This window comes from Streptomyces sp. 5K101 (genome assembly GCF_046506645.1).
Classification (GTDB): domain Bacteria; phylum Actinomycetota; class Actinomycetes; order Streptomycetales; family Streptomycetaceae; genus Streptomyces.
Genome location: NZ_JBKFFO010000013.1, coordinates 42878 through 63908, shown reverse-complemented (window position 1 = coordinate 63908; position 21031 = coordinate 42878). Strand labels below are relative to the sequence as shown.

The window sequence follows — 21031 nt, the reverse complement described above, 5'->3', positions numbered from 1 at the left end:
ACGCGAACAAAGGAAGCCCGTCTCATGCTGCGCATCGCCGTCCCCAACAAGGGTTCACTGTCCGGACCTGCGTCGGCGATGCTCCATGAGGCCGGCTACCAGCAGCGCAAGGAGTCCAAGGAGCTCGTCCTCGTCGACCCCGAGAACGAGGTCGAGTTCTTCTACCTGCGCCCCCGCGACATCGCGATCTACGTCAGCTCCGGCAAGCTCGACATCGGCATCACCGGCCGCGACCTGCTGCTGGACTCCGGCGCCAACGCCGAGGAGATCCTCCAGCTCGGCTTCGCCCGCTCCACCTTCCGCTACGCCACCAAGCCCGGCACCGCCAAGGGCGTCCAGGACTTCGGCGGCATGACGATCGCCACCTCCTACGAGGGCATCGTCGACAAGCACCTCGCCGACAACGGCGTCGACGCCTCCGTCGTCCACCTCGACGGAGCGGTCGAGACCGCGATCGAGCTGGGTGTCGCCCAGGTCATCGCGGACGTCGTCGAGACCGGCACCAGCCTGCGCAACGCGGGCCTCGAAGTGATCGGCGAGCCGATCATGACCTCCGAGGCCGTGGTCATCCGGCGTACCGGGGCCGACGCGGAGGACCCGCAGGTGCAGCAGTTCCTGCGGCGTCTCCAGGGCGTCCTCGTCGCCCGCAGTTACGTGATGATGGACTACGACTGCCGCGTCGAGAACCTGGAGCAGGCCGTCGCGCTCACCCCCGGGCTGGAGTCGCCGACCATCTCCCCGCTCCACCACGAGGGCTGGGTCGCCGTCCGTTCGATGGTCGCCGCCAAGGAGGCCCAGCGGATCATGGACGACCTGTACGCGCTCGGCGCGCGGGCCATCCTCACCACGGCCATCCACGCCTGCCGGCTCTGAGGGACGGCCCGTCACATGCCCACCACGACTCCCCAGGTCCCCGCGCTCCCGGTGACCTTCAGGCCGACCCGCACCCGGATCGTCCTGCTCACCGTCGGCGCGGTGATGTGTACCGTGCTCATCGCCGTCACTCTCCTCCTCGAACGCCTCAGCGGTCCCGAGCGGGTGAGCTTCGTCTTCACCGCGCTGCTCTTCTTCGGCGTGCTGGCGCTGCTCAGCAGGCCGAAGGTGGTCGCCGACGAGGACGGCGTGACCGTCGTCAACCTCACCCGGACGCGCCGGCTCGCCTGGCCCGAGATCCTGCGCGTCAACCTGCGTCCCGGCGACCCCTGGGTCTTCCTCGACCTCAGCGACGGCACGAGCCTGCCCGCCCTCGGCATCCAGCCGGGCATCGCCAAGGCACAGGCCATCCACGACGCCCGCGCGCTGCGTGCCCTCACCGAGACCCGCGGCACCCGCCCGGACGACCACTAGCCCACACATCTGCCCCCGCCGCCCCCGGCTTGACTACTCTGGTGGGCGGCGGCGCCAGATGCGCCCCGCCCCGCACCAAGCGGCCCCAAGCGGCCGGCGGGGCTTTCCTGCGACCCGAGGAGTGACTCCCTCCGGCAATGGACGGATCGTCCGGTAGTACCTGCGCCGCCCCCTCACAGGAGGCGGCGGCATGATCATCCCGCTTCTGCTGCTCGCCGCAGCGTTCCTTCTCATCCTCGCCAACGGCTTCTTCGTGGCGGCCGAGTTCGGCCTCGTCACCGTGGAGCGACCCGACGCCGAGCGTGCCGCCGCCGAAGGCGACAAGCGCGCCCGCCGGGTCGTCGCCGCTCTGCGGCAGCTGTCGTTCCAGCTGTCCGGCACCCAGCTCGGCATCACCATCACCTCCCTGGTCGTCGGCATGCTCGCGCAGCCGGCGCTCGCCCAGCTGCTCGGCGGACCCCTCACCGCCGCCGGGCTGCCCGACGGCATCGTCCCCGGCGTCGCCGTGGTGATCGGCATGCTGCTCGCCTCGGCCGTCCAGATGGTCATCGGTGAACTCGTCCCCAAGAACTGGGCGGTGTCCCGGCCCTTGCAGGTCGCGCGCTTCGTCGCCGGCCCCCAGACGCTGTTCTCGGCCCTCTTCCGCCCCGTGATCACCCTGCTCAACGCCGCGGCCAACCGTCTCGTACGGCTCTTCGGTGTCGAGCCCGCCGAGGAGCTGGCCTCCGCCCGCACCCCCGGCGAGCTGGTGTCCCTCGCCCGTCACTCGGCCCGGGCCGGCGCGCTGGAGCAGGACACCGCTGACCTGTTCGTACGGACCCTCTCCCTGGGACACCTGACGGCCCAGCACGTCATGACGCCACGGGTGAAGGTGAGCGCCCTGCAGTCCGACGCCACCGCCGCCGACGTCCTCAACCTGACGCGCGCCACGGGCCTTTCACGGTTCCCCGTCTACCACGAGCGCATCGACGAGATCGTCGGCATGGTGCACCTCAAGGACGCGCTCGCGGTGCGGGCCGAGGAGCGCCAGCGCGTACGGGTGGCTCGTATCGCCGTACCGCCGCTGCTCGTCCCGGAGACGCTGCCCGTGCAGCAGCTCCTCGAACGGCTGCGCAGCGAACAACCGATGGCCGTCGTCGTCGACGAGTACGGCGGCACGGCCGGCGTGGTCACCCTCGAGGACATCGTCGAGGAACTGGTCGGCGAGGTCCGTGACGAGCACGACGCCGAGGCCGACGCCCGGCCCGAGCTCGTGCCCCTCGCACCCGAGGACGGCAGGCCGGCCTGGGAGGCCGACGGCAGCTGCCGGGTGCTCACCCTGCGCCGGATAGGTCTGGACGTGCCCGACGGCCCGTACGAGACGGTCGCCGGACTCGTCGCCGATCTGCTGGGCCGCATCCCCGCCCCCGGCGACCGGGCCGAACTGCCCGGCTGGCGCCTCTCGGTGCGCCAGGTCGACCGCTACCGCGCCGAGCGCGTGCGCCTGGTGCGCACCGCCGACGTGCCGGCGCTCACGGAGGCCGCCCGATGAGCGCCGTCCAACTGCTGTTCGCCCTGCTCCTGGTCCTGGCGAACGGTTTCTTCGTCGGGGCCGAGTTCGCGCTCGTCTCCGTACGCCGCAGCCAGATCGAACCGCTCGCCGCCGACGGCTCCGGGCGCGCCCGGCAGGTCCTGCACGGGCTGGAGAACCTGCCGCAGATGATGGCGGCCGCCCAGTTCGGCATCACCGTCTGCTCGCTCACCCTCGGCGCGGTCGCCGAACCGACCGTCGCCCACCTCCTGGAGCCGGTCTTCCACGCGGCCCATGTCCCCGAGGGGCTGATCCACCCGCTCGGCTACGTGATCGCGCTGGCCGTCGTCGTCTTCCTGCACCTCGTCGTCGGCGAGATGCTGCCGAAGAACCTGGCCATGGCCGCGCCCGAGCGAACGGCGCTGTGGCTCAGCCCCGGCCTCGTCGGCTTCGCCCGGCTGTGCCGTCCGGTGACCGCGGGTCTCGGCGCCTGCGCCAAGGTGGTGCTGCGCGCCTTCCGGGTCGAGCCGAAAGACGAGGTGGAGGCCGTCTTCACCAGCGCCCAGCTGGGACAGCTCGTGGAGGACGCGGGCCAGGCCGGACTACTGGCCCCCGCCGAGCAGGAGCGTCTGGAGGACGCGCTGGAGCTGGGCAGCAGGCCGGTGAGCGAGGTGCTCATCGCCCGGTCCGCACTCGTGACCGTGCCGCCGTCGGTGACGACGCGGCAGGTGGAGGAGCTGACCGTCCGCACGGGCTACTCCCGGTTCCCGGTCTGCGCCGAGGGCACCGGACCCTTCATGGGCTATCTGCACGTCAAGGACGTGCTGGATCTGGAGGTCGGCGACCGGCCCGTGCCCCAGCACATCTGGCGGCCGATGGCGACACTCCGCGCCGAGCTGCCGCTCGACGACGCGCTCACCGTGATGCGCCGCGCCGCGACGCACCTGGCGCAGGTCGCGGACGCGTCCGGGCGGGTGCTCGGCCTCGTCGCCCTGGAGGACGTGCTGGAGATGCTGGTGGGCGAGGTCCGCGACCCGGCCCACCGCGTCACGGTGCTGCAAGGGGCACCGAGGACGTCCGCCGGCACGGACCCGGCCCTCGTGGGCTGAGCCGGACGCCCCGGCCTGATCCAAGAAAGAGAGGACCTAGCCGAGGGGAGGCTCCTGTGGATCGCGGCCCGCCGGGCCGCGGCCCGACAGGACCTCCCCGTACGCCTGCATCAGGTCCGGGAGCCGCAGCGTGGAGAGGTCCTCGCGGTTCGGGGTGCCCGGATACATGGACAGCCGCAGATCCCGGTACGCGCAGGACTTCTCGTACAGGGTGCGCAGGAAGCGGCCGTTGCCCAGCTCGTCGATCCAGCCCTGTTCGACGACGTGGCCGCTGATCGAGCGCAGCTCGTCACGGGCCTCCTCGTCCCACACGTCGCCGTTCTCCGCGGCCAGCACCTCCCCGATCGCGGTCAGCTCGAGCGGGCGGTAGGACGGGAAGTCGACCCGGGTGGTGAAGCGCGAGGAGAGGCCGGGGTTGGTCGCGAGCAGGCGGTCCATGCCCTCGGGATACCCCGCCAGGATGACCACCAGATGGTCGCGGTTGTCCTCGGCGCGCTTGAGCAGCACCTGCAGCGCCTCGTCGCCGTACGCGTCGCCCTTGCTGTAACCCGAGTTGGAGAGGCTGTACGCCTCGTCCACGAAGAGCACCCCGCCGAGTGCCGAGTCGATCAGCTCGTTGGCCTTCACCGCCGTCTGACCGAGGAACTCGCCGACCAGATCCGCCCGTTGGGCCTCCACCAGGTGGTCGCCGCCGAGCAGCCCGAGCGCGTAGAAGACCCGGCCGAGGATGCGGGCCACGGTGGTCTTGCCGGTGCCGGACGGGCCGGAGAAGACGAAGTGCCGCTTGGGCGGCCGTACGGGAAGGCCCTGCCCGGCCCGCAACCGGGCCATCTCCAGCTGTGCCGACAACGCCTTGACCTGCCGTTTCACCGGCTCCAGCCCCACCATGCGCTCCAGCTCCGCCAGCGCCTCGGCCAGCAGCACGGGGTCGGTGGGACCCGACGGGAAGTGCGGGGGAGCGGCCTGCCGGGGCACGCTCGTGCGCCGTCGGGGGCCGTCCGCGGGCGCCGGCCCGTTCCCCGGCAGCTGGCTTCCCGGGTCACCGGGCAGGCGCTCGGTGGCGACGGGGCCCTCGCCCTCCGCCTGGACGTCCACGACGTCGGCGCCGAAGCCGGTCAGCGACACGGCGGCCAGGCCCGCCGCCTCGTCGTAGCCGTCGATGCCGTCGTACTCGGCGATGGCCGCGAGCCGGGCCGAGGTGTCCATGAAGGCCGGGTCGATCCGGTGCACGGCCCGGTACAGCGGCAGGGCCGCGGCGCTGCGGCCGGTGCCCTCGTGGGCCCGTGCCAGCCAGTACCTCAGCTCCTTGCGCTGCGGCTGCTCGCTGCGGCAGCGCATCAGCGCGGCGGAGAGCATGGGCTCCGCCTGGCGGAACATCTCCAGCCGCACCCGGGCCATTCCGCCGAACAGGCCGGCCTCGACGCCCAGCAGCGGATCGTCGACCAACGGCTCGGTGTGGCGCACCAGCTGTTCCCAGTCCTTGACCAGGTAGGCACGGCAGGCGTGCAGGAAGCGCACCTGGGGGTCGGCGTCCACGGGCGGGAGCCCGGCCAGCGCCCGGTCGAGCTCGGGCACGTGGCGGCCGTCGAGCCAGTGGGAGGCGTGCGCCAGCAGGAGGTCGCGCCGGCTCTCCAGCACGGGCTGTACCCACCAGCCCAGCCAGTACCAGGAGTTGAGCGTGCGGCGGTGGCGGGCGCGCTGTTCGCCGAACCGCTCACGGTGGCGGTACATGCGCAGCAGGGCGGTGGTGGTGTCGACGCGCAGGGCGTGCAGCCCCAGCCACGCGTCGGCCATCCCCGGGTCGAGCCGCACGGCGGCGCGGAACTCCTCCTCCGCCTGCGGGTAGGCGCCCATGGTGCAGGCGTCAACGCCACGCAGCCAGGCGAGCTCGGCCGGAGTCCGTGCCCCCGGCGTGCCGTCGTCCATAGGGTCCCCCACACTCCCCCCACAAACCGTGCACCAGTGTTGTCGCGCCAGGGGGCGCCCACCGGCAGCGTACGCAACGACCATGCCGCGGAGGGGAATTGAGCCCACCGGGGTGCATCGTACCGGCGCGCGGGAGCTGCGCTAAGAGCGCCGCGAGGAAGGGGCACCGGTGACCCACTGTGAGCGAAAGGTCCGGAAGAGTGCCGACAGGGCGGGGGGAAGGGCAGAACGAAGCCCCCGATCACGGGGGAACAACCGGGGGCTTCGTATCCGCGGCGGCTCCGGAAAGCCGCACATTGAGAACGTAAGTCCTGTACGGCCCGTCGGTCAAGCAGAGTTGAGGCCACTCTTGAGCTGGGAAATCCGACTGTTCAGTATGCCTGGCCAGGGCGATCACCCTCGGTGATCGCGTCGTCCGTTCGTGGCGTTCCGTCAGGTACCGCCCACCACTCGTACCCCTCGGAGCACTCGCGCACCACGATGTCCGCATGCGGACGCGACGGGTCCGCGGCGAAATGGCGTGTCTCCGCCGCCGTCCACCCGTCCCAGAAGGTGCTGAGCCCGGTACCGTCGCGCTGTCTGCCGCGCGCCCAGGAGTCCTCGGCCGCACGGTCCATCCACAGGAGACAGGCCAGGTGGGGCCGCAGGGCCCGCCTCCCCGCGCCGACGCCCTCGATCAGGACGACGGGCGCCGCCGGCAGCGGACGCGGCGGAAGAAATCGCCTCAGATTCCAGTCGTACGGGTGAAACAGTGCCGTCCGTCCACGGGACAGCGGGGCGATCACCTCGTCCAGCATCCTGTCTGTCCACGCGAACAGCTCCTCGTGCGTGGCGAGGTCGTCCAGGTGCAGCACGGGCACGCCGTCGCCGCCGAGCGCGGCGGCGAGCCGGGCCGCGAACGTGCTCTTGCCCGAACCGGCGTGGCCGTCCACGGCGATCAGGCGCACCGGACCGCACGAAGGGTCCAGTGCGCGCAGCTGCGCGGCGAGCCGGTCGAGGTCGTCCATGGGGCAAGGGTAGGAGCCGCGGCGGTGCGGGCGGGACGCACCCGCAGGTCATGCCAGTGGACCAGACCAATATTGCCCCGGCCGACGCGGTCCGAAGTGCTGGCCGAAGCCCCGTCCGAGCCGGGATAGTTGCCCCACTGCCGCGCACCTGACTTGGGGGTCCCATGGCCAGACCTACTTCGCGCAGAACCGTCCTGGGCGCCGCGATCGCGGCCGCCGCCGGCGCCGGAACGCTGTCCGCCGCCGCGCCCACGGCCGCCGCACCCACGGCCGGCGCCGCCCCTTCTGCCGACCGGCACGCCGCGGCCAGGCTCGTCGACAACCGCTTCTGGTCCACCTACACCGACTGGCGCTGCGGCGACCGGGCCGGCACCGCCGCCGTCTCCGGCCGCCGCCCGGGCGTCGTGATCAGCACGCCCGCGGACACCGTCGACTACGCCGATCCGCACACCGGCCGCAGCGGCCGCTGGGAGTACGCGACGTGGACCTCGCCGGTGCACCGCTCGACCGTGCCCGCGACCGAGGTCATCGCCTCCTGGAACGCGCACACCCCGGCCGGTACCTGGCTCCGGGTGGAGCTCGCGGGCACCTACTCGGACGGCACGGACACACCGTGGTTCGTGATGGGCCGCTGGGCCGCCGGCGACGAGGACATCCGCCGCACCTCCGTCGACAACCAGAGCGACGGCAAGGCGAGCATCTGGACGGACACCTTCGCCGTCGACGACGCGGCGAGCGGGCTACGCCTGACCTCGTACCGGCTGCGGCTGACGCTCTACCGCAGGCCCGGCACCCGACTCACCCCCACCGTCTGGCGCCTCGGCGCGATGGCCTCGGACATCCCCGACCGCTTCGGCGTACCGGCCTCGGAGCCCGGCCTCGCCCGCGAGCTCACGGTCCCGCGGTACTCGCAGAACACGCACATCGGCCAGTACCCGGAGTACGACAACGGCGGCGAGGCCTGGTGCAGCCCCACCTCGTCCCAGATGATCATCGAATACTGGGGGCGCGGGCCCACGGCCGACGAGCTGGCCTGGGTCGACCCGGAGTTCGCGGATCCGCAGGTCTGCCACGCGGCCCGCTTCACCTACGACTACCAGTACGAGGGCTGTGGCAACTGGCCCTTCAACGCGGCCTACGCGGCGACCTACCGCGACATGAGCGCGGTGGTCACCCGGCTCTCCTCGCTCACCGACCTGGAGACCCTGATCCGTGCCGGCATCCCGGTCATAACGTCGCAGTCGTTCCTCGAGGAGGAACTGACCGGAGCCGGCTACGGGACCGCGGGACACCTGATGACGGTGATCGGCTTCACCGCCGACGGCGACGTGATCGCCAATGACCCGGCCTCGGCGAGCAACGAGGCCGTGCGGCGCGTCTACCGGCGCGCCGAGTGGGAGAAGATCTGGCTCCGCACCAAGCGCCACAACGCGAGCGGGAAGGTCGTGTCCGGCACCGGTGGCGTCTGCTACCTGTACTGGCCGGCCGCCCCCACCCCCGCCCAGCGCCAGGCTCTCGCGGCGGTCGGCATCCACTGAGGCGGCCGGCCGGACCCCGGGGCGTGACGAACGTCTCTACCCCGGGGCCCGCCGGGGCTGGCACTGTGGTGGGGCCACGGGGGAGACCACCTGTACGCCGACCGAACGAGACCGCCATGACTTCGACCGCCGCCACCGCCGACAGCGCCCTGCTCCGCACCCGCACCGGAGGCCCCGACGACGAGTCGTCCGTGCTGGAGCACGTCCTCGGCTGGACGCTCGTGGTCGTGATCGCCATGCTGATCACCCAGCTCGGCCTGCTCTAGCCCTTCTCCTGTCGGACCGTGCCGGGCGCGCATGCCCTGGTACCGAGGCGGCCTGGACCGCCCCGCCGTCGGGCAGGTCCGCGGACCGGATTCGCCGCTCTCCGGCACCATCGCGGCAGCGCCGCACGTACTCCCGGGCACCTCGTGACGGGAGCCCTCCGATCGGGCATACTCAACGCGCCAACAGCCGCCAACCAGCCTCTTTCGTGATCCGGAAGGGCACCATCGGCGTGGCAGAAGACCCGGCGACGCGCCCTCACCCTGCGCGCGCGACGCCGCAGCGCCCGACAGGGAGGAGAGCGCCGCAATGCCCGACCGCGCCCCGCAGCCGGTGGACCGTCAGCTGCCCACCGAGGAGGCCAGGGACCTGATCACCCTGGTCCGCGACATCGCCGAGCGGGAGATCGCTCCCCACGCGGCCGAGGAGGAGGAGGCCGGGCACTTTCCGCGCGAGGTCTTCCGCCTCCTGTCCGCGTCGGGCCTGCTCGGCCTGCCGTACGGCTCCGAGTACGGCGGCGGCGACCAGCCGTACGAGGTCTACCTCCAGGTGCTCGAAGAGCTGGCGGCCGCGCGCCTCACCGTGGGCCTCGGCGTCAGCGTCCACTCCCTCGCCTGCCACGCGCTGGCCGGTTACGGCACCAAGGAGCAGCGCAGCGACCACCTGCCCGCGATGCTCGGCGGCGGCCTGCTCGGCGCGTACTGCCTCTCCGAGCCCGCCTCCGGTTCCGACGCCGCCTCGCTGCGCACGAAGGCGGTGCGCGACGGCGACGACTGGGTCATCACCGGCACCAAGGCGTGGATCACGCACGGCGGCGTCGCCGACTTCTGCACCGTCCTCGCCCGCACGGGTGGCGAGGGCGCCCGCGGCATCACGGCGTTCCTGGTCCCGGGCGACGCTCAGGGGCTGAACGCCGCACAGCCGGAGAAGAAGATGGGCATGAAGGGCTCGCCCACCGCCCAGCTCCACTTCGACGGCGTCCGCATCCCCGACACGCGCCGCATCGGCGACGAGGGACAGGGCTTCGCCATCGCGCTCTCCGCGCTGGACTCCGGGCGCCTGGGCATCGCGGCCTGCGCCGTCGGCGTGGCCCAGGCGGCGCTGGACGCGGCCGTGGCGTACGCGACGGACCGCAAGCAGTTCGGCCGCCCGATCGCCGACTTCCAGGGACTGCGCTTCATGCTGGCCGACATGGCGACGCGCATCGAGGCCGGGCGGGCGCTGTACCTCGCGGCCGCGCGGCTGAGGGACGCGGGCCGGCCGTTCTCGCGGCAGGCCGCCATGGCCAAGCTGTTCTGCACCGACGCCGCCATGAGCGTCACCACGGACGCCGTCCAGGTCCTCGGCGGTTACGGCTACACGCAGGACTTCCCGGTCGAGCGCTACATGCGCGAGGCCAAGGTGCTGCAGATCGTCGAGGGCACCAACCAGATCCAGCGCATGGTCATCGCCCGTCACCTTGCCGGGCCCGAGACCCGCTGACCGCCCCCTTCCCACGCCAGGGGCGCCGCGAGCCTGCTCCACTCGGGGTCCCGGCGCCCCGGCAGCGTTCTGCCGCGGCTCGCCCACAGCGTGACCAGCTCGCGGTAGATCGGCGGGTCCGCCGGGTGATGAACCGATTCTTCAGAGGCGCGCACGAGAAGCTGCCGACGGCCGCGCGTCGTGGTCGTGGAGTACACCGTCATGCCGGGCCAACGCCCGGACCCGGCGGCGGGTTACCGCCGGGCCGATTCGCGCGCCAGTCCAAGGCGTACGCATGACGTCCGCGCCGTGACGCGGCGGCGGGCCGCGGCGGCGCGGCGCGCGCTCAGGCGCAGCCCGCGCGCTCAGCGGCGGTGCGCACGCTCACGCGCGGCTCGCACGCTCAGGGTGGGGACTTCAGGCCGCGCGGCGCATCGGCGGCACCTTGAGCGGCCGCGAACCCGGACCGCCGACGTGCGAGAACGGCTGGGTGCGCCAGTCGAGCCCCTGGGGCAGCGTCAGCAGCAGGGCCGTGTCCTGCTCCTGCGCCTCGAGCGACTCGTCGGCGGGCCGGGCCTCCCCGGCGGACCGGCCGGTGCCCGAGCACACCGTCAGTCCGAAGGGGTTCCACGGGGTGGGGCACAGCGCGTGCTCCGGCAGGACGTCCTCGTCCGCCAGGAGAGCGATCGGCTGGGCGCAGTCCGGGCACACGACCCGGTACATCTCGAAGGTGTCGTACGCGTCGAACTCGTCGCCGTCGGCCTGTTCGGCCGAATCGACGGGCTCCAGTTCGGTACGGCCGTCGTTCTTAACGCTCTGCATGGAGAATCTCCCCCTCGGATGGGCCGACCAGGCGCTGATGGCCTCGACCACACCAAGCAATGCCCATCGCGCGGGGCAGGTAACCGTGAGGTCACGGCGGACCGGGGCGCAAACCTGTGGTCTTCGTCACATGGGTGTCGCAGGGGTCCCCCCGCGGCCGCCGTGGACTGTGCCGGAGGGGCCCTGGGGCAATAGGTTGATCCGCATGGAGGAGCTGGATCGTCAGATCGTGGAGTTGCTCGTCAAGGACGGGCGTATGAGCTACACCGACCTGGGCAAGGCCACGGGCCTGTCCACCTCGGCGGTGCACCAGCGCGTCCGCCGCCTGGAGCAGCGCGGTGTCATCCGCGGCTACGCCGCCGTCGTCGACCCCGAGGCCGTGGGTCTGCCGCTCACCGCGTTCATCTCGGTGAAGCCGTTCGACCCCAGCGCCCCCGACGACATCGCCGACCGGCTCGCCGGAGTCCCCGAGATCGAGGCGTGCCACAGCGTCGCGGGCGACGAGAACTACATCCTCAAGGTGCGCGTCGCGACGCCGCTCGAACTGGAGCACCTGCTCAGCCGCATCCGCTCGCTGGCCGGCGTCTCCAGCCGCACCACGGTCGTCCTGTCGACCCCGTACGAGGCCCGCCCTCCGCGTATCTAGTCTTGGTCCCATGACCGAGAGCACCGCCCCCCAGAGCGAACACCGCACCGTGCTGCTGCGCGGTGGAGAAGTCCACAGCCCCGCCGACCCCTTCGCCACCGCGATGGTCGTCGAGAGGGGACATGTCGCCTGGGTGGGCTCCGAGGGCGCGGCCGACGCCTTCGCCTCCGGCGTCGACGAGGTCGTCGACCTGGAAGGCGCCCTCGTCACCCCCGCGTTCACCGACGCGCATGTGCACACCACCGCGACCGGCCTCGCGCTCACCGGCCTCGACCTGTCCGGCGCCGCCTCGCTCGCCGAGGCCGCCGCGCTCGTCCGCGCGTACGCGGACGCCCGCCCCGGCGACCGCATCCTGATCGGACACGGCTGGGACGCCGCCCGCTGGCCCGAGGCCCGCGCCCCCCGGCGCGACGAACTCGACGAGCTCACCGGCGGACGCCCCCTCTACCTCACCCGTATCGACGTCCACTCCGCCGTCGTCACCACGGCCCTGCTGGAGCTCGTCCCCGGCATCCGTTCGCTGGCCGGCTTCCGCGACGGCGAACCACTGACCGGCGCCGCCCACCACGCGCTGCGCACCGCCGCCTACGCGGCCCTCTCACCGCGGCAGCGCACCGAGGCGCAGCGCGCGGCGCTCCGGCACGCCGCATCGCTCGGCATCGGAACCGTCCACGAATGCGGCGGCCCCGACATCTCCTCCGAGGACGACTTCACCGGCCTGCTCGAGCTCGCGCGGGACGAGCCCGGCCCGCGCGTGGTCGGCTACTGGGCCGACCGGGACGTCGAGCGGGCGCGCGCCCTGGGTGCTCTGGGCGCCGCCGGCGACTTGTTCGCCGACGGTTCCCTCGGCTCGCACACCGCCTGTCTGCACGAGCCGTACGCCGACGCCGGCCACACCGGCGCCGCCCACCTCGACGCGGCCGATGTCGCCTCCCATGTCGTCGCCTGTACCGAGGCCGGCCTGCAGGCCGGGTTCCACGCCATCGGCGATGCGGCCCTGACCGCGGTCGTCGACGGCGTCCGCGCCGCGGCGGACAAGGTGGGTCTCGCCCGCGTCCGCGCCGCCCGCCACCGCGTCGAGCACGCCGAGATGCTCACCCCCGAAACCATCGCCGACTTCGCCGAGTTCGGGCTCACCGCCTCCGTCCAGCCGGCCTTCGACGCGGCCTGGGGCGGCGAGACGGGCATGTACGCCCAGCGGCTCGGCGCCGAACGCGCCCGTACGCTCAACCCGTACGCGGCACTGCTGCGCGCCGGCGTCCCCCTGGCGTTCGGCTCCGACAGCCCCGTGACCCCGCTCGACCCGTGGGGAACCGTCCGGGCCGCCGCCTTCCACCGCACCCCCGAGCACCGCATCTCCGCCCGCGCCGCCTTCACCGCCCACACGCGGGGCGGCTGGCGGGCCGTCGGCCGCGACGACGCGGGCGTCCTGGTCCCGGGAGCACCCGCGGACTACGCGGTCTGGCGCACCGGCGAACTCGTCGTCCAGGCACCCGACGACCGCGTGGCCCGCTGGTCCACCGACCCGCGCTCGGGCACCCCGGGACTGCCGGACCTCACCCCCGGCTACGACCTGCCCGTCTGCCTGCGCACGGTCGTCTTCGGCCGCACCGTCTTCGCGGGACCGAACGGGTGACGTGCGGACATTTCGTACCGCCGATCGATGCCCGAACGGCTCGGCCTCGACCTGCGGATCTTCGCCTCTGACCTGGTGATACGGCCGATTCCCGCTGGTGGCACGACTGTTGACAGCGAGCGGCCACCGGCCGGTAGGTTCGGCCGGGTCCACCACAGGACGTCCGACCGGCACCTTCCACGCAGTCGTCGAACGCCGCTGGGCCATGGGGTGGTGTGCCGCACCGGCGCACCACCACTGGGAGCCAGGTTCAGCGCCCGCGCCTCGGGGGCAGAGGGAAGGTTTCAGCCGGCCGGCAGGTGCGACCCGGGTGGGGCCCGGCGTTCAGTAGACAACGGCTCTCGGTCGACCCGCAGCCAGCGGGCCCCAAGGTCGGCCCGAAGGACGCCGGGTCCGATCCGCTGCCGCCCGGCACCGTCCGGCGGCCCGTTCTCACCGCTCCGGTGGCCAGTTCCGGCTCTGTGCCACCGCTGTCCGGCATCCGTCGCCCCTGATCCGCCGCCACCCGGCGGTGCGCTCCGAGCGCTCGCTATGGTGGGGCCCTGCGTACGGACTTTAAGGGGCAGCAGTGAACGACGGTGGTGCGGTTCCCCGCGGTGGATCCCGGGGGAGGCGGTACGGCCCGCTCGGCAAGGCCTTGGTGATCATTCCGACCTACAACGAGGCCGAGAACATCCAGGCGATCGTGTCGCGGGTGCGCGCCGCCGTGCCCGACGCCGACGTCCTCGTCGCCGACGACAACAGCCCCGACGGCACGGGCAAGTTCGCCGACGAACTCGCCGCCACCGACGAGCAGGTGCACGTCCTGCACCGCAAGGGCAAGGAAGGACTCGGCGCCGCGTACCTGGCGGGCTTCCGCTGGGGCATCGAGCACGGCTACGGCGTGCTCGTCGAGATGGACGCCGACGGCTCCCACCAGCCGGAGGAACTGCCCCGCCTGCTCACCGCGCTCAAGGGCGCGGACCTGGTCCTCGGCTCGCGCTGGGTGCCGGGCGGCCGTGTCGTCAACTGGCCCCGGCACCGGGAGTTCCTCTCCCGCGGCGGCAGCACGTACTCCCGCTTGCTGCTCGGCGTCCCCATCCGCGACATGACCGGCGGCTACCGGGCCTTCCGCGCCGAGACGCTCCAGGGCCTGGGGCTCGACGACGTCGCCTCGCAGGGCTACTGCTTCCAGGTCGACCTCGCCCGCCGGGCCGTGGCCGCGGGCTTCCACGTCGTCGAGGTCCCGATCACGTTCGTCGAACGCGAGCTGGGCGACTCGAAGATGAGCAGGGACATCGTGGTCGAGGCACTGTGGCGGGTCACGGCCTGGGGCGTGGGGAGCCGGGCGAACCGGCTGCTCGGCCGGAAGCCCGGAGCCTCCTGATCCCCTCCTTACGCCACTCCGGCGGGCGCCCAGGCATACTGGGGGGCATGACGACCGGCGCGCCGACCCCGACCGCACCCCGGCGCTCACGCGCCCGCACCTTCGTTGCCCTCGGCATCGCCGCCTGGCTGGTCCTGGAGATCTGGCTGCTGACCCTCGTGGCCGAAGAGGCGGGCGGGTTCGCCGTCCTCGGCCTCCTGGTCGGGGCGGGCGTGCTCGGTGGGGTGGTGATCAAGCGGGCGGGACGCCGTGCGTTCACCAACCTCACGCGGACGCTGCAGCAGCAGCCGGGTGCCCCCGTGCCGACGAGCAGCGGAGAGAGCAACGGTCTGCTGATGCTCGGCGGCCTGCTGCTGATGCTGCCCGGTGTGGTGTCGGACGTGCTGGGCCTGCTGCTCCTGCTGCCGCCGGTGCGCACCCGGCTCGGCCGGTACGCAGAGCGCTCACTGGAGCGCCGGATACGGACGGCGTCGCCGGGCACGCTGGGCAACGCGTTCCAGCAGGCCAGGATGCACCGCCCCGACGGCAAGGTGGTCCAGGGAGAGGTCATCCGCGAGCCGGCCGCGCGACATCCAGCGGACGAGGACGGCAGCAGACCCCCACTGACCCCCTGACACCGGGCCCCGGCCGGGGCCACACAGCGGCGACGCCGCCGCATGGGCCCGGCGGACCCGTGCCGGGGTCGCGCGGCCCGGATGGGCCCGGTAGGCCGGAGCCGGCTCGTGCGGCGTGGACGCTCCGTCCTTCGGCGGACCCGCGCCCGGGTCACCCGGCGCGGGTGGCCCGGCAAACACGAGTTTGGTCGTACGGCAGTGACGCCCGGCGGACCCGAGTGGGGCCGGGCGGCGGTGATGCTTCGACGGTTGGGTCCGGCGGACCGGTGCCGGGGTCACGCGGCGCGGGCGGGCCCGGCGGACCGGAGTCGGGTCGTGCGGCCGGTGACACTCCGGCGGATGGGTCCAGTGGACCCGCGCCCTGGTCACGCCGCGCGGGCGTTGGCCCGGCGAAACCGAGTCGGACTGAGCGCGAGGCCCCCGGCAGGAACGGGCACGCCGTGTTCCGGTTGGCCGGGGCCGCCGGGCCGTCACGTAGCGAAGCCGCGGGCTGTGCCACACCAACGGTGTGGCACAGCCCGCGGCTCCGTACACGCGCCGACCGCGCGCTCGCGCGCGCTACGCGGACTTGCGGCTGTCGCGCGGGTGCACCGCGATGTTCATGGCGCCGGAGCGCAGAACCGCCAGCCGCTCGGCCAGCACTTCCTCGAGCTCCTCACGGGTGCGCCGCTCCATGAGCATGTCCCAGTGCGTACGCGCCGGCTTGCCCTTCTTCTCCTCGGGGCCGTCCCCGTCAACAAGGAGCGCCTGGCTTCCGCAGACCTTGCACTCCCACTCCGGCGGAATCTCCGCCTCGACCGAGAACGGCATCTCGAAACGATGCCCCTTCTCGCATGCGTACTCCACCGCCTGGCGCGGGGCCAGATCGATGCCGCGGTCGGTCTCGTAGCTGGTCACCACGAGGCGCGTGCCGCGAAGAGCTCGCTCACTCATGAATCGTGCCTCCCGGGCTTGTCGCCCACAGGACAGGTGTCGCTGTCGTCGTCATCCGGTCAACGTCCGGTCGGCGGTAAAGATTCCCGTTGCGGGTCATGCGTCGCCCGTCGTGCCGCCCCTTGTTCTACCCACCAGTGCCCGGTTTGTCACATCTGGCATCAGATGTCACCCAGCGTCTGTGCTGCTTGAGCACGCAGTAACGGTCCGCCTGGCGGGCCAAAGGCGTACACTACCGGCCTTTCATCTCCGCGTCTAAATCCGGTCCGGGACGGGGTTGCCCGCGGCGGCCACCGCACGCCGTACCGGTACCCGCGCGAGCAGCACGAACCCGAGGACGAAGAAGATCACCAGGGAGATGATGGCATCCCGGTAGCTGCCGGTCAGCTGATACGCGAGACCGAACACCAGCGGCCCCAGCCAGCTCAGCCCCCGGTCGCTCATCTCGTACGCAGAGAAGTACTCCGCCTCCTTGCCCCGCGGCACCAGGTGCGAGAACAGGGAACGCGACAGGGCCTGGCTGCCGCCCAGCACCAGCCCGATCGCCGCCGCCAGGCAGTAGAACCACACCGGTGCGCCCGCCGGCAGGAAGTACCCCGTGGCGAGGATGAGAGTCCACACGGCGAGCGAGGCGAGCACGGTGCGCTTCGCGCCGTGCGTCCGCGCCAGCCGGCCCATGCCCAGCGCGCCCACCACGGCCAGGATCTGGACCAGGAGCACCGCCGTGATGAGCGTCGTCTGGTCCAGGCCCAGCTCTTCGGAACCGTAGACCGACGCCTGCGAGATCACGGTCTGCACGCCGTCGTTGTAGACGAGGTACGCGAGCAGGAAGGACAGCGTCAGCGGGTGACGGCGCATGTCCTTCAGCGTGGCCAGCAGTTGACGCCAGCCGGAGCCGACCGCGCCGTCCCCGTCCGCGGTGACCCGGCGGTCCCGCAGCCGGCGCAGGGGGACGAGCGTGAAGGCGCCCCACCACAGCCCGGCGGAGGCCAGACAGATCCGCACCGCGTCGCCCTCGGACAGGCCGAAGGACGCGTGGCCGGAATAGACGGCCAGGTTGAGCACCAGCACCAGGGCGCCCGAGGTGTAGCCGAAGGCCCAGCCCCGGGAGGAGACCGCGTCGCGTTCGTGCGGCTCGGCGATCTGCGGCAGGTACGCGTTGTAGAGGACCATCGACACCGCGAGCGAGGCGTTCGCGACGATCAGCAGGAACGCGCCGAGCAGATACCGGTCGCCGTCCAGGAGGAACATACCCGTCGTCGCCGCGGCGCCGAGGTACGCGGAGAGGGCGAGGAGGGGCTTCTTGCGGCCGCTGCGGTCCGCCGCCGCCCCCGCGAACGGCATCACCACCACCGCGAGGACGACCGACACCGAGACCGCGTACGGGAAGACGGATCCAGCCCGCACCGGGATCCCCAGCGGATGGACGAAGCCGTCTGCGTCGGCGGCCGCCTTGGCGACCGACGTCAGATAGGGCCCGAGGAACACCGTGAGCACGCTCGTCGAGTACACCGAGCACGCGAAGTCGTAGAAAAACCAGCCGTGTTGCTCGCGTCTTCGCTCGCGGGCGCTGTCCGCGCCGTCCCTGCGGTCGGCGGTGCCGGCCGTCATCCGCGCCCCCTCGCTCGTGCCGTCCCGGACACGCTCCCGGGTCAAACCCACACGCCACGGTCGGTCAGCACCGTGCGCAATGTCTCCAGATGATCGGTCATGATGCCATCCACGCCAAGGTCCAGGAGCGCGGCCATCCGATCGGCGTCGTTGACCGTCCAGACATGGACCTGAAGTCCCCGCGCGTGCGCCTCGCGCACGAAGCGGCGGTCTACCACCCGGATGCCGTTCTGGGTCTCCGGAACCTGGGCGCACACGGCGCCGCCGCGCACCGCGGCCGGTATCCCCACCGACGCGAGCCGAAGGCCCAGCACGCCCCTGACGCCGAACGACGTGGCGAGGCGCGGGCCGGCCCGGCGCACCGCCCGCGCCACCCTGCCCTCCGAGAACGACCCCACGCACACCCGGTCCCAGGCGTCCGTCCTGCGGATCAGGTCCACCAGCGGCTCCAGCGCGGACTCCGCCTTGAGGTCCACGTTCCAGCGGGCGGCGGGAAACTCCTCCAGCAGCTCCTCGAACAGCGGCAGCGGCTCCCGGCCCGCCACCCGGGCCCGGCTCACCTCGCTCCAGGGCAGCTCGGCTATGCGTCCGCGCGAGTCGGTGACCCGGTCCAGCGTCGCGTCGTGGAACGCGACCAGCCGTCCGTCGGACGTGGTGTGCACATCGGTCTCGAAGTAGCGGTATCCGCAGTCCGCGGCCCGGCGGAAGGCCGCCGCGGTGTTCTCGATGCCGTCGGCGGCGCCTCCGCGGTGGGCGAAGGCGAGGGTGGCCGGATGGTCCAGGTAGGGGTGGCGTATCGGAGTCACCGCCGCAGTATGGCCTTCCTCGGTGTCGAGCCGGCGACCACGGTGCTGCCTTCGCTCGCCTGCGGGATGGCGAAGAGCCGCAGGAACAGCTGCGCCAGCGGTCCGATCGCCAGCGCGTACACCACCGTGCCCACCCCCACCGATCCGCCGAGCACGAATCCGGTGGCGACGACCGCGACCTCCAGCGCCGTACGCACGAGGCGGATCGACCGGCCCGTGAGGCGGTGCAGACCCGTCATCAGGCCGTCGCGCGGACCGGGGCCGAAGCGGGCCGCGATGTACAGGCCGGTGGCCACGCCGTTCAGCACGACGCCCGTGAGCAGGAGCGGGACCTGCGCCACGAGCCCGTGGACGGCGGGCACGACCGCCAGTGTCGCGTCCATGGCGATGCCGATGACGAAGACGTTGGACACCGTGCCGAGCCCCGGCCGCTGCCGGATGGGAATCCACAGCAGCAGCACCGCGGCGCCGACGATGATCGACACCACACCGATCGAGATTCCGGTCAGCTCCGACAGGCCCTGATGCAGCACCCCCCACGGTTCGAGCCCGAGCCCGGCGCGCACCAGGAGTGCCGAACTCACCCCGTACAACGCCAGACCAACGTACAGCTGGAGCAGCCTGCGAGTGAGATGTCCGGACACGATGGCGTCCCCCTGTGTGGTGAAAGTGGACCGACGCATGACACTCTGTGGCTACGGAAGGATGCTCGACCATGGCCAATTCGAGGAAGGTGGACTGACTTCTATGTCGCAGTGGACCTCGGCGGTGGGGGCGGCACAGCTCGCCCGGCAGCTCACCTCCCAGCAACCGCGCCCCGCCGGCCCCGGCACCCGCAAGCCGCCGGCCTACCGCGCCCTCGCCGACGGCATCCGGCTCCTCGTCCTCGAAGGGCGGGTGCCCGTCGCCGCGCGCCTGCCCGCCGAACGGGAACTGGCCCTCTCGCTCTCCGTCAGCCGCACCACCGTCGCCGCGGCCTACGAGGCCCTGCGAACGGAGGGGTTCCTGGAGTCCCGCAGGGGGGCGGGCAGCTGGACCGCCGTCCCCGCGGGCAACCCGCTGCCCGCCCGCGGCCTCGAACCGCTGCCGCCCGAGTCGCTCGGTTCCATGATCGACCTCGGCTGCGCTGCCCTGCCGGCCCCGGAGCCGTGGCTGACCAGGGCCTTCCAGGGTGCTCTCGAGGAGTTGCCGCCGTACGCCCACACCCACGGCGACTACCCGGCGGGCCTGCCCGCACTGCGCCAGATGCTCGCCGAGCGCTACACCGAGCGCGGCATCCCGACCATGCCCGAGCAGATCATGGTCACCACCGGTGCGATGGGCGCGATGGACGCCATCTGCCACCTCTTCGCCGGCCGCGGCGAGCGTATCGCCGTCGAGTCCCCTTCCTACGCCAACATCCTCCAGCTCATGCGCGAGGCCGGCGCCCGGCTCGTGCCGGTGGCGATGGCCGAGGGGCTGGCCGGCTGGGACATGGCGCGCTGGCGCCAGGTGCTGCGCGACGCGGCACCCCGGCTCGCGTACGTCGTCGCCGACTTCCACAACCCGACGGGCGCGCTCGCCGACGAGGACCGCCGCCGTTCCCTGGTGGAGGCCGCCCGCTCGGCGGGCACCGTCCTGGTCGTCGACGAGACCATGTCCGAGCTGTATCTCGACCCGGACATCGAGATGCCCCGTCCCGTCTGCGCCTTCGACCCGGCCGGCTCGACCGTGCTGACCGTCGGCTCGGCGAGCAAGGCGTTCTGGGCGGGCATGCGGATCGGCTGGGTGCGCGCGGCCCCCGACGTCATCCGCTCGCTCGTCGCCGCCCGCGCGTACGCCGACCTCGGCACGCCCGTGCTGGAGCAGCTCGGCGTCAACTGGCTGATGTGCACCGAAGGTTGGGACAGCGCCGTGTCCATCCGCCGCGAACAGGCCCGTGACAACCGCGACGCACTCGTCGCGGCGGTGCACAGGGAGCTTCCGGACTGGGAGTTCGACGTGCCCTCCGGCGGTCTGACGCTGTGGGTCCGCACCGGTGGCCTCTCCGGCTCCCGGCTCGCTGAGGTCGGCGAGCGCGTCGGCATCCGGGTGCCGTCCGGCCCGCGGTTCGGGGTCGACGGGGCCTTCGAGGGGTACGTACGGCTGCCGTTCACGGTCGGCGGGCCGGTCGCGGAGGAGGCCGCCACACGGCTGGCGGCGGCGGCACGGCTGGTACGCACGGGCGCGACCACGGGTACGGAGACCCCGCGCACGTTCGTGGCGTAGCCCCGGGCCGGGGCGTGTGTGCGGTCAGGCGCCTGGTCGTGCCCGCCGGCGGCCGCGGCGCGGCGGGAGCGTGGTCGGCCATGCGTGTGCGCAGTCAGGTGTGGCGTGTGAACGGGGCCTTCCGGCACACGCCCGGACGTGCCGCGGCCGGGACCGCGTGGGACGTGCGGGCCCGGCCGGGGGAACGG

Annotated in this window: 19 protein-coding genes; 12 read left to right on the top strand and 7 right to left on the bottom strand. The window is 72.6% G+C overall.

Annotation, left to right across the window (positions count from 1 at the left end):
• Positions 1-24 precede the first annotated feature (24 nt).
• The 4 genes from hisG (at position 25) to ACLB9X_RS24075 (ending at position 3966) form a co-directional block, all read left to right on the top strand.
• Positions 25-873, top strand: coding sequence for an ATP phosphoribosyltransferase (gene hisG, locus ACLB9X_RS24090; RefSeq protein ID WP_177153270.1), 849 nt, complete (start codon positions 25-27; stop codon positions 871-873).
• A 15-nt stretch (positions 874-888) separates the two neighbouring features.
• Positions 889-1347, top strand: a complete 459-nt coding sequence (locus ACLB9X_RS24085) for a PH domain-containing protein (protein ID WP_410362472.1) — start codon at positions 889-891, stop codon at positions 1345-1347.
• 190 nt (positions 1348-1537) lie between these two features.
• On the top strand, positions 1538-2878 hold the full coding sequence (locus ACLB9X_RS24080) for a hemolysin family protein (protein WP_410362471.1): 1341 nt from the start codon (positions 1538-1540) through the stop codon (positions 2876-2878).
• The gene (locus ACLB9X_RS24075; RefSeq protein WP_410362470.1) at positions 2875-3966 is read left to right on the top strand and encodes a hemolysin family protein; all 1092 of its coding nucleotides are present in this window, start codon (positions 2875-2877) and stop codon (positions 3964-3966) included. The genes ACLB9X_RS24080 and ACLB9X_RS24075 overlap by 4 nt, the downstream gene beginning before the upstream one ends.
• Positions 3967-4002: 36 nt before the next feature.
• On the opposite strand, the gene ACLB9X_RS24070 is transcribed toward ACLB9X_RS24075, so the two are convergent.
• Positions 4003-5892, bottom strand: coding sequence for an AAA family ATPase (locus tag ACLB9X_RS24070; protein WP_410362469.1), 1890 nt, complete (start codon positions 5890-5892; stop codon positions 4003-4005).
• A gap of 371 nt (positions 5893-6263) precedes the next feature.
• Positions 6264-6899, bottom strand: a complete 636-nt coding sequence (locus ACLB9X_RS24065) for a uridine kinase (protein WP_410362468.1) — start codon at positions 6897-6899, stop codon at positions 6264-6266.
• A gap of 164 nt (positions 6900-7063) precedes the next feature.
• Here ACLB9X_RS24065 and ACLB9X_RS24060 point away from each other — a divergent pair, with 164 nt between their 5' ends.
• The 3 genes from ACLB9X_RS24060 (at position 7064) to ACLB9X_RS24050 (ending at position 10183) form a co-directional block, all read left to right on the top strand.
• On the top strand, positions 7064-8437 hold the full coding sequence (locus ACLB9X_RS24060; protein ID WP_410362467.1) for a peptidase C39 family protein: 1374 nt from the start codon (positions 7064-7066) through the stop codon (positions 8435-8437).
• Between the two features lie 116 nt (positions 8438-8553).
• On the top strand, positions 8554-8703 hold the full coding sequence (locus tag ACLB9X_RS24055; RefSeq protein ID WP_410362466.1) for an SCO1431 family membrane protein: 150 nt from the start codon (positions 8554-8556) through the stop codon (positions 8701-8703).
• A gap of 307 nt (positions 8704-9010) precedes the next feature.
• Positions 9011-10183, top strand: coding sequence for an acyl-CoA dehydrogenase family protein (locus ACLB9X_RS24050; protein ID WP_410362465.1), 1173 nt, complete (start codon positions 9011-9013; stop codon positions 10181-10183).
• A gap of 396 nt (positions 10184-10579) precedes the next feature.
• Here ACLB9X_RS24050 and ACLB9X_RS24045 read toward each other — a convergent pair whose 3' ends face one another.
• The gene (locus ACLB9X_RS24045; protein ID WP_410362464.1) at positions 10580-10984 is read right to left on the bottom strand and encodes a hypothetical protein; all 405 of its coding nucleotides are present in this window, start codon (positions 10982-10984) and stop codon (positions 10580-10582) included.
• Between the two features lie 205 nt (positions 10985-11189).
• On the opposite strand from ACLB9X_RS24045, the gene ACLB9X_RS24040 reads away from it, so the two are divergent.
• From ACLB9X_RS24040 to fxsA, 4 genes are all read left to right on the top strand, one after another.
• A complete protein-coding gene (locus ACLB9X_RS24040) occupies positions 11190-11630 on the top strand; it encodes an Lrp/AsnC family transcriptional regulator (RefSeq protein ID WP_307716482.1) in 441 nt (146 codons plus the stop codon).
• A 10-nt stretch (positions 11631-11640) separates the two neighbouring features.
• Positions 11641-13266 carry an amidohydrolase gene (locus tag ACLB9X_RS24035; protein WP_410362463.1) on the top strand — a complete coding sequence of 542 codons (1626 nt, stop codon included), beginning with the start codon at positions 11641-11643 and terminating at the stop codon, positions 13264-13266.
• 568 nt (positions 13267-13834) lie between these two features.
• The gene (locus ACLB9X_RS24030; RefSeq protein WP_410362462.1) at positions 13835-14632 is read left to right on the top strand and encodes a polyprenol monophosphomannose synthase; all 798 of its coding nucleotides are present in this window, start codon (positions 13835-13837) and stop codon (positions 14630-14632) included.
• 47 nt (positions 14633-14679) lie between these two features.
• Positions 14680-15246: an FxsA family membrane protein gene (fxsA, locus tag ACLB9X_RS24025; protein WP_410362461.1), complete on the top strand. Its 567-nt coding sequence runs from the start codon at positions 14680-14682 to the stop codon at positions 15244-15246.
• A 558-nt stretch (positions 15247-15804) separates the two neighbouring features.
• Here fxsA and ACLB9X_RS24020 read toward each other — a convergent pair.
• The 4 genes from ACLB9X_RS24020 to ACLB9X_RS24005 all read right to left on the bottom strand — a co-directional run bounded on the left by ACLB9X_RS24020 (position 15805) and on the right by ACLB9X_RS24005 (position 19279).
• The gene (locus ACLB9X_RS24020; RefSeq protein ID WP_026278069.1) at positions 15805-16179 is read right to left on the bottom strand and encodes an RNA polymerase-binding protein RbpA; all 375 of its coding nucleotides are present in this window, start codon (positions 16177-16179) and stop codon (positions 15805-15807) included.
• 255 nt (positions 16180-16434) lie between these two features.
• Entirely contained in the window at positions 16435-17790 is a 1356-nt protein-coding gene (locus ACLB9X_RS24015) for an MFS transporter (protein WP_410362460.1), read from the bottom strand.
• 41 nt (positions 17791-17831) lie between these two features.
• The gene (locus tag ACLB9X_RS24010; protein ID WP_410362459.1) at positions 17832-18596 is read right to left on the bottom strand and encodes a glycerophosphodiester phosphodiesterase; all 765 of its coding nucleotides are present in this window, start codon (positions 18594-18596) and stop codon (positions 17832-17834) included.
• Complete coding sequence (locus ACLB9X_RS24005; protein ID WP_410362458.1) at positions 18593-19279, bottom strand: YczE/YyaS/YitT family protein; 687 nt, start codon at positions 19277-19279, stop codon at positions 18593-18595. The genes ACLB9X_RS24010 and ACLB9X_RS24005 overlap by 4 nt, the downstream gene beginning before the upstream one ends.
• Before the next feature lie 64 nt (positions 19280-19343).
• Here ACLB9X_RS24005 and ACLB9X_RS24000 point away from each other — a divergent pair, with 64 nt between their 5' ends.
• Entirely contained in the window at positions 19344-20843 is a 1500-nt protein-coding gene (locus tag ACLB9X_RS24000; RefSeq protein WP_410362457.1) for a PLP-dependent aminotransferase family protein, read from the top strand.
• Positions 20844-21031 lie beyond the last annotated feature (188 nt).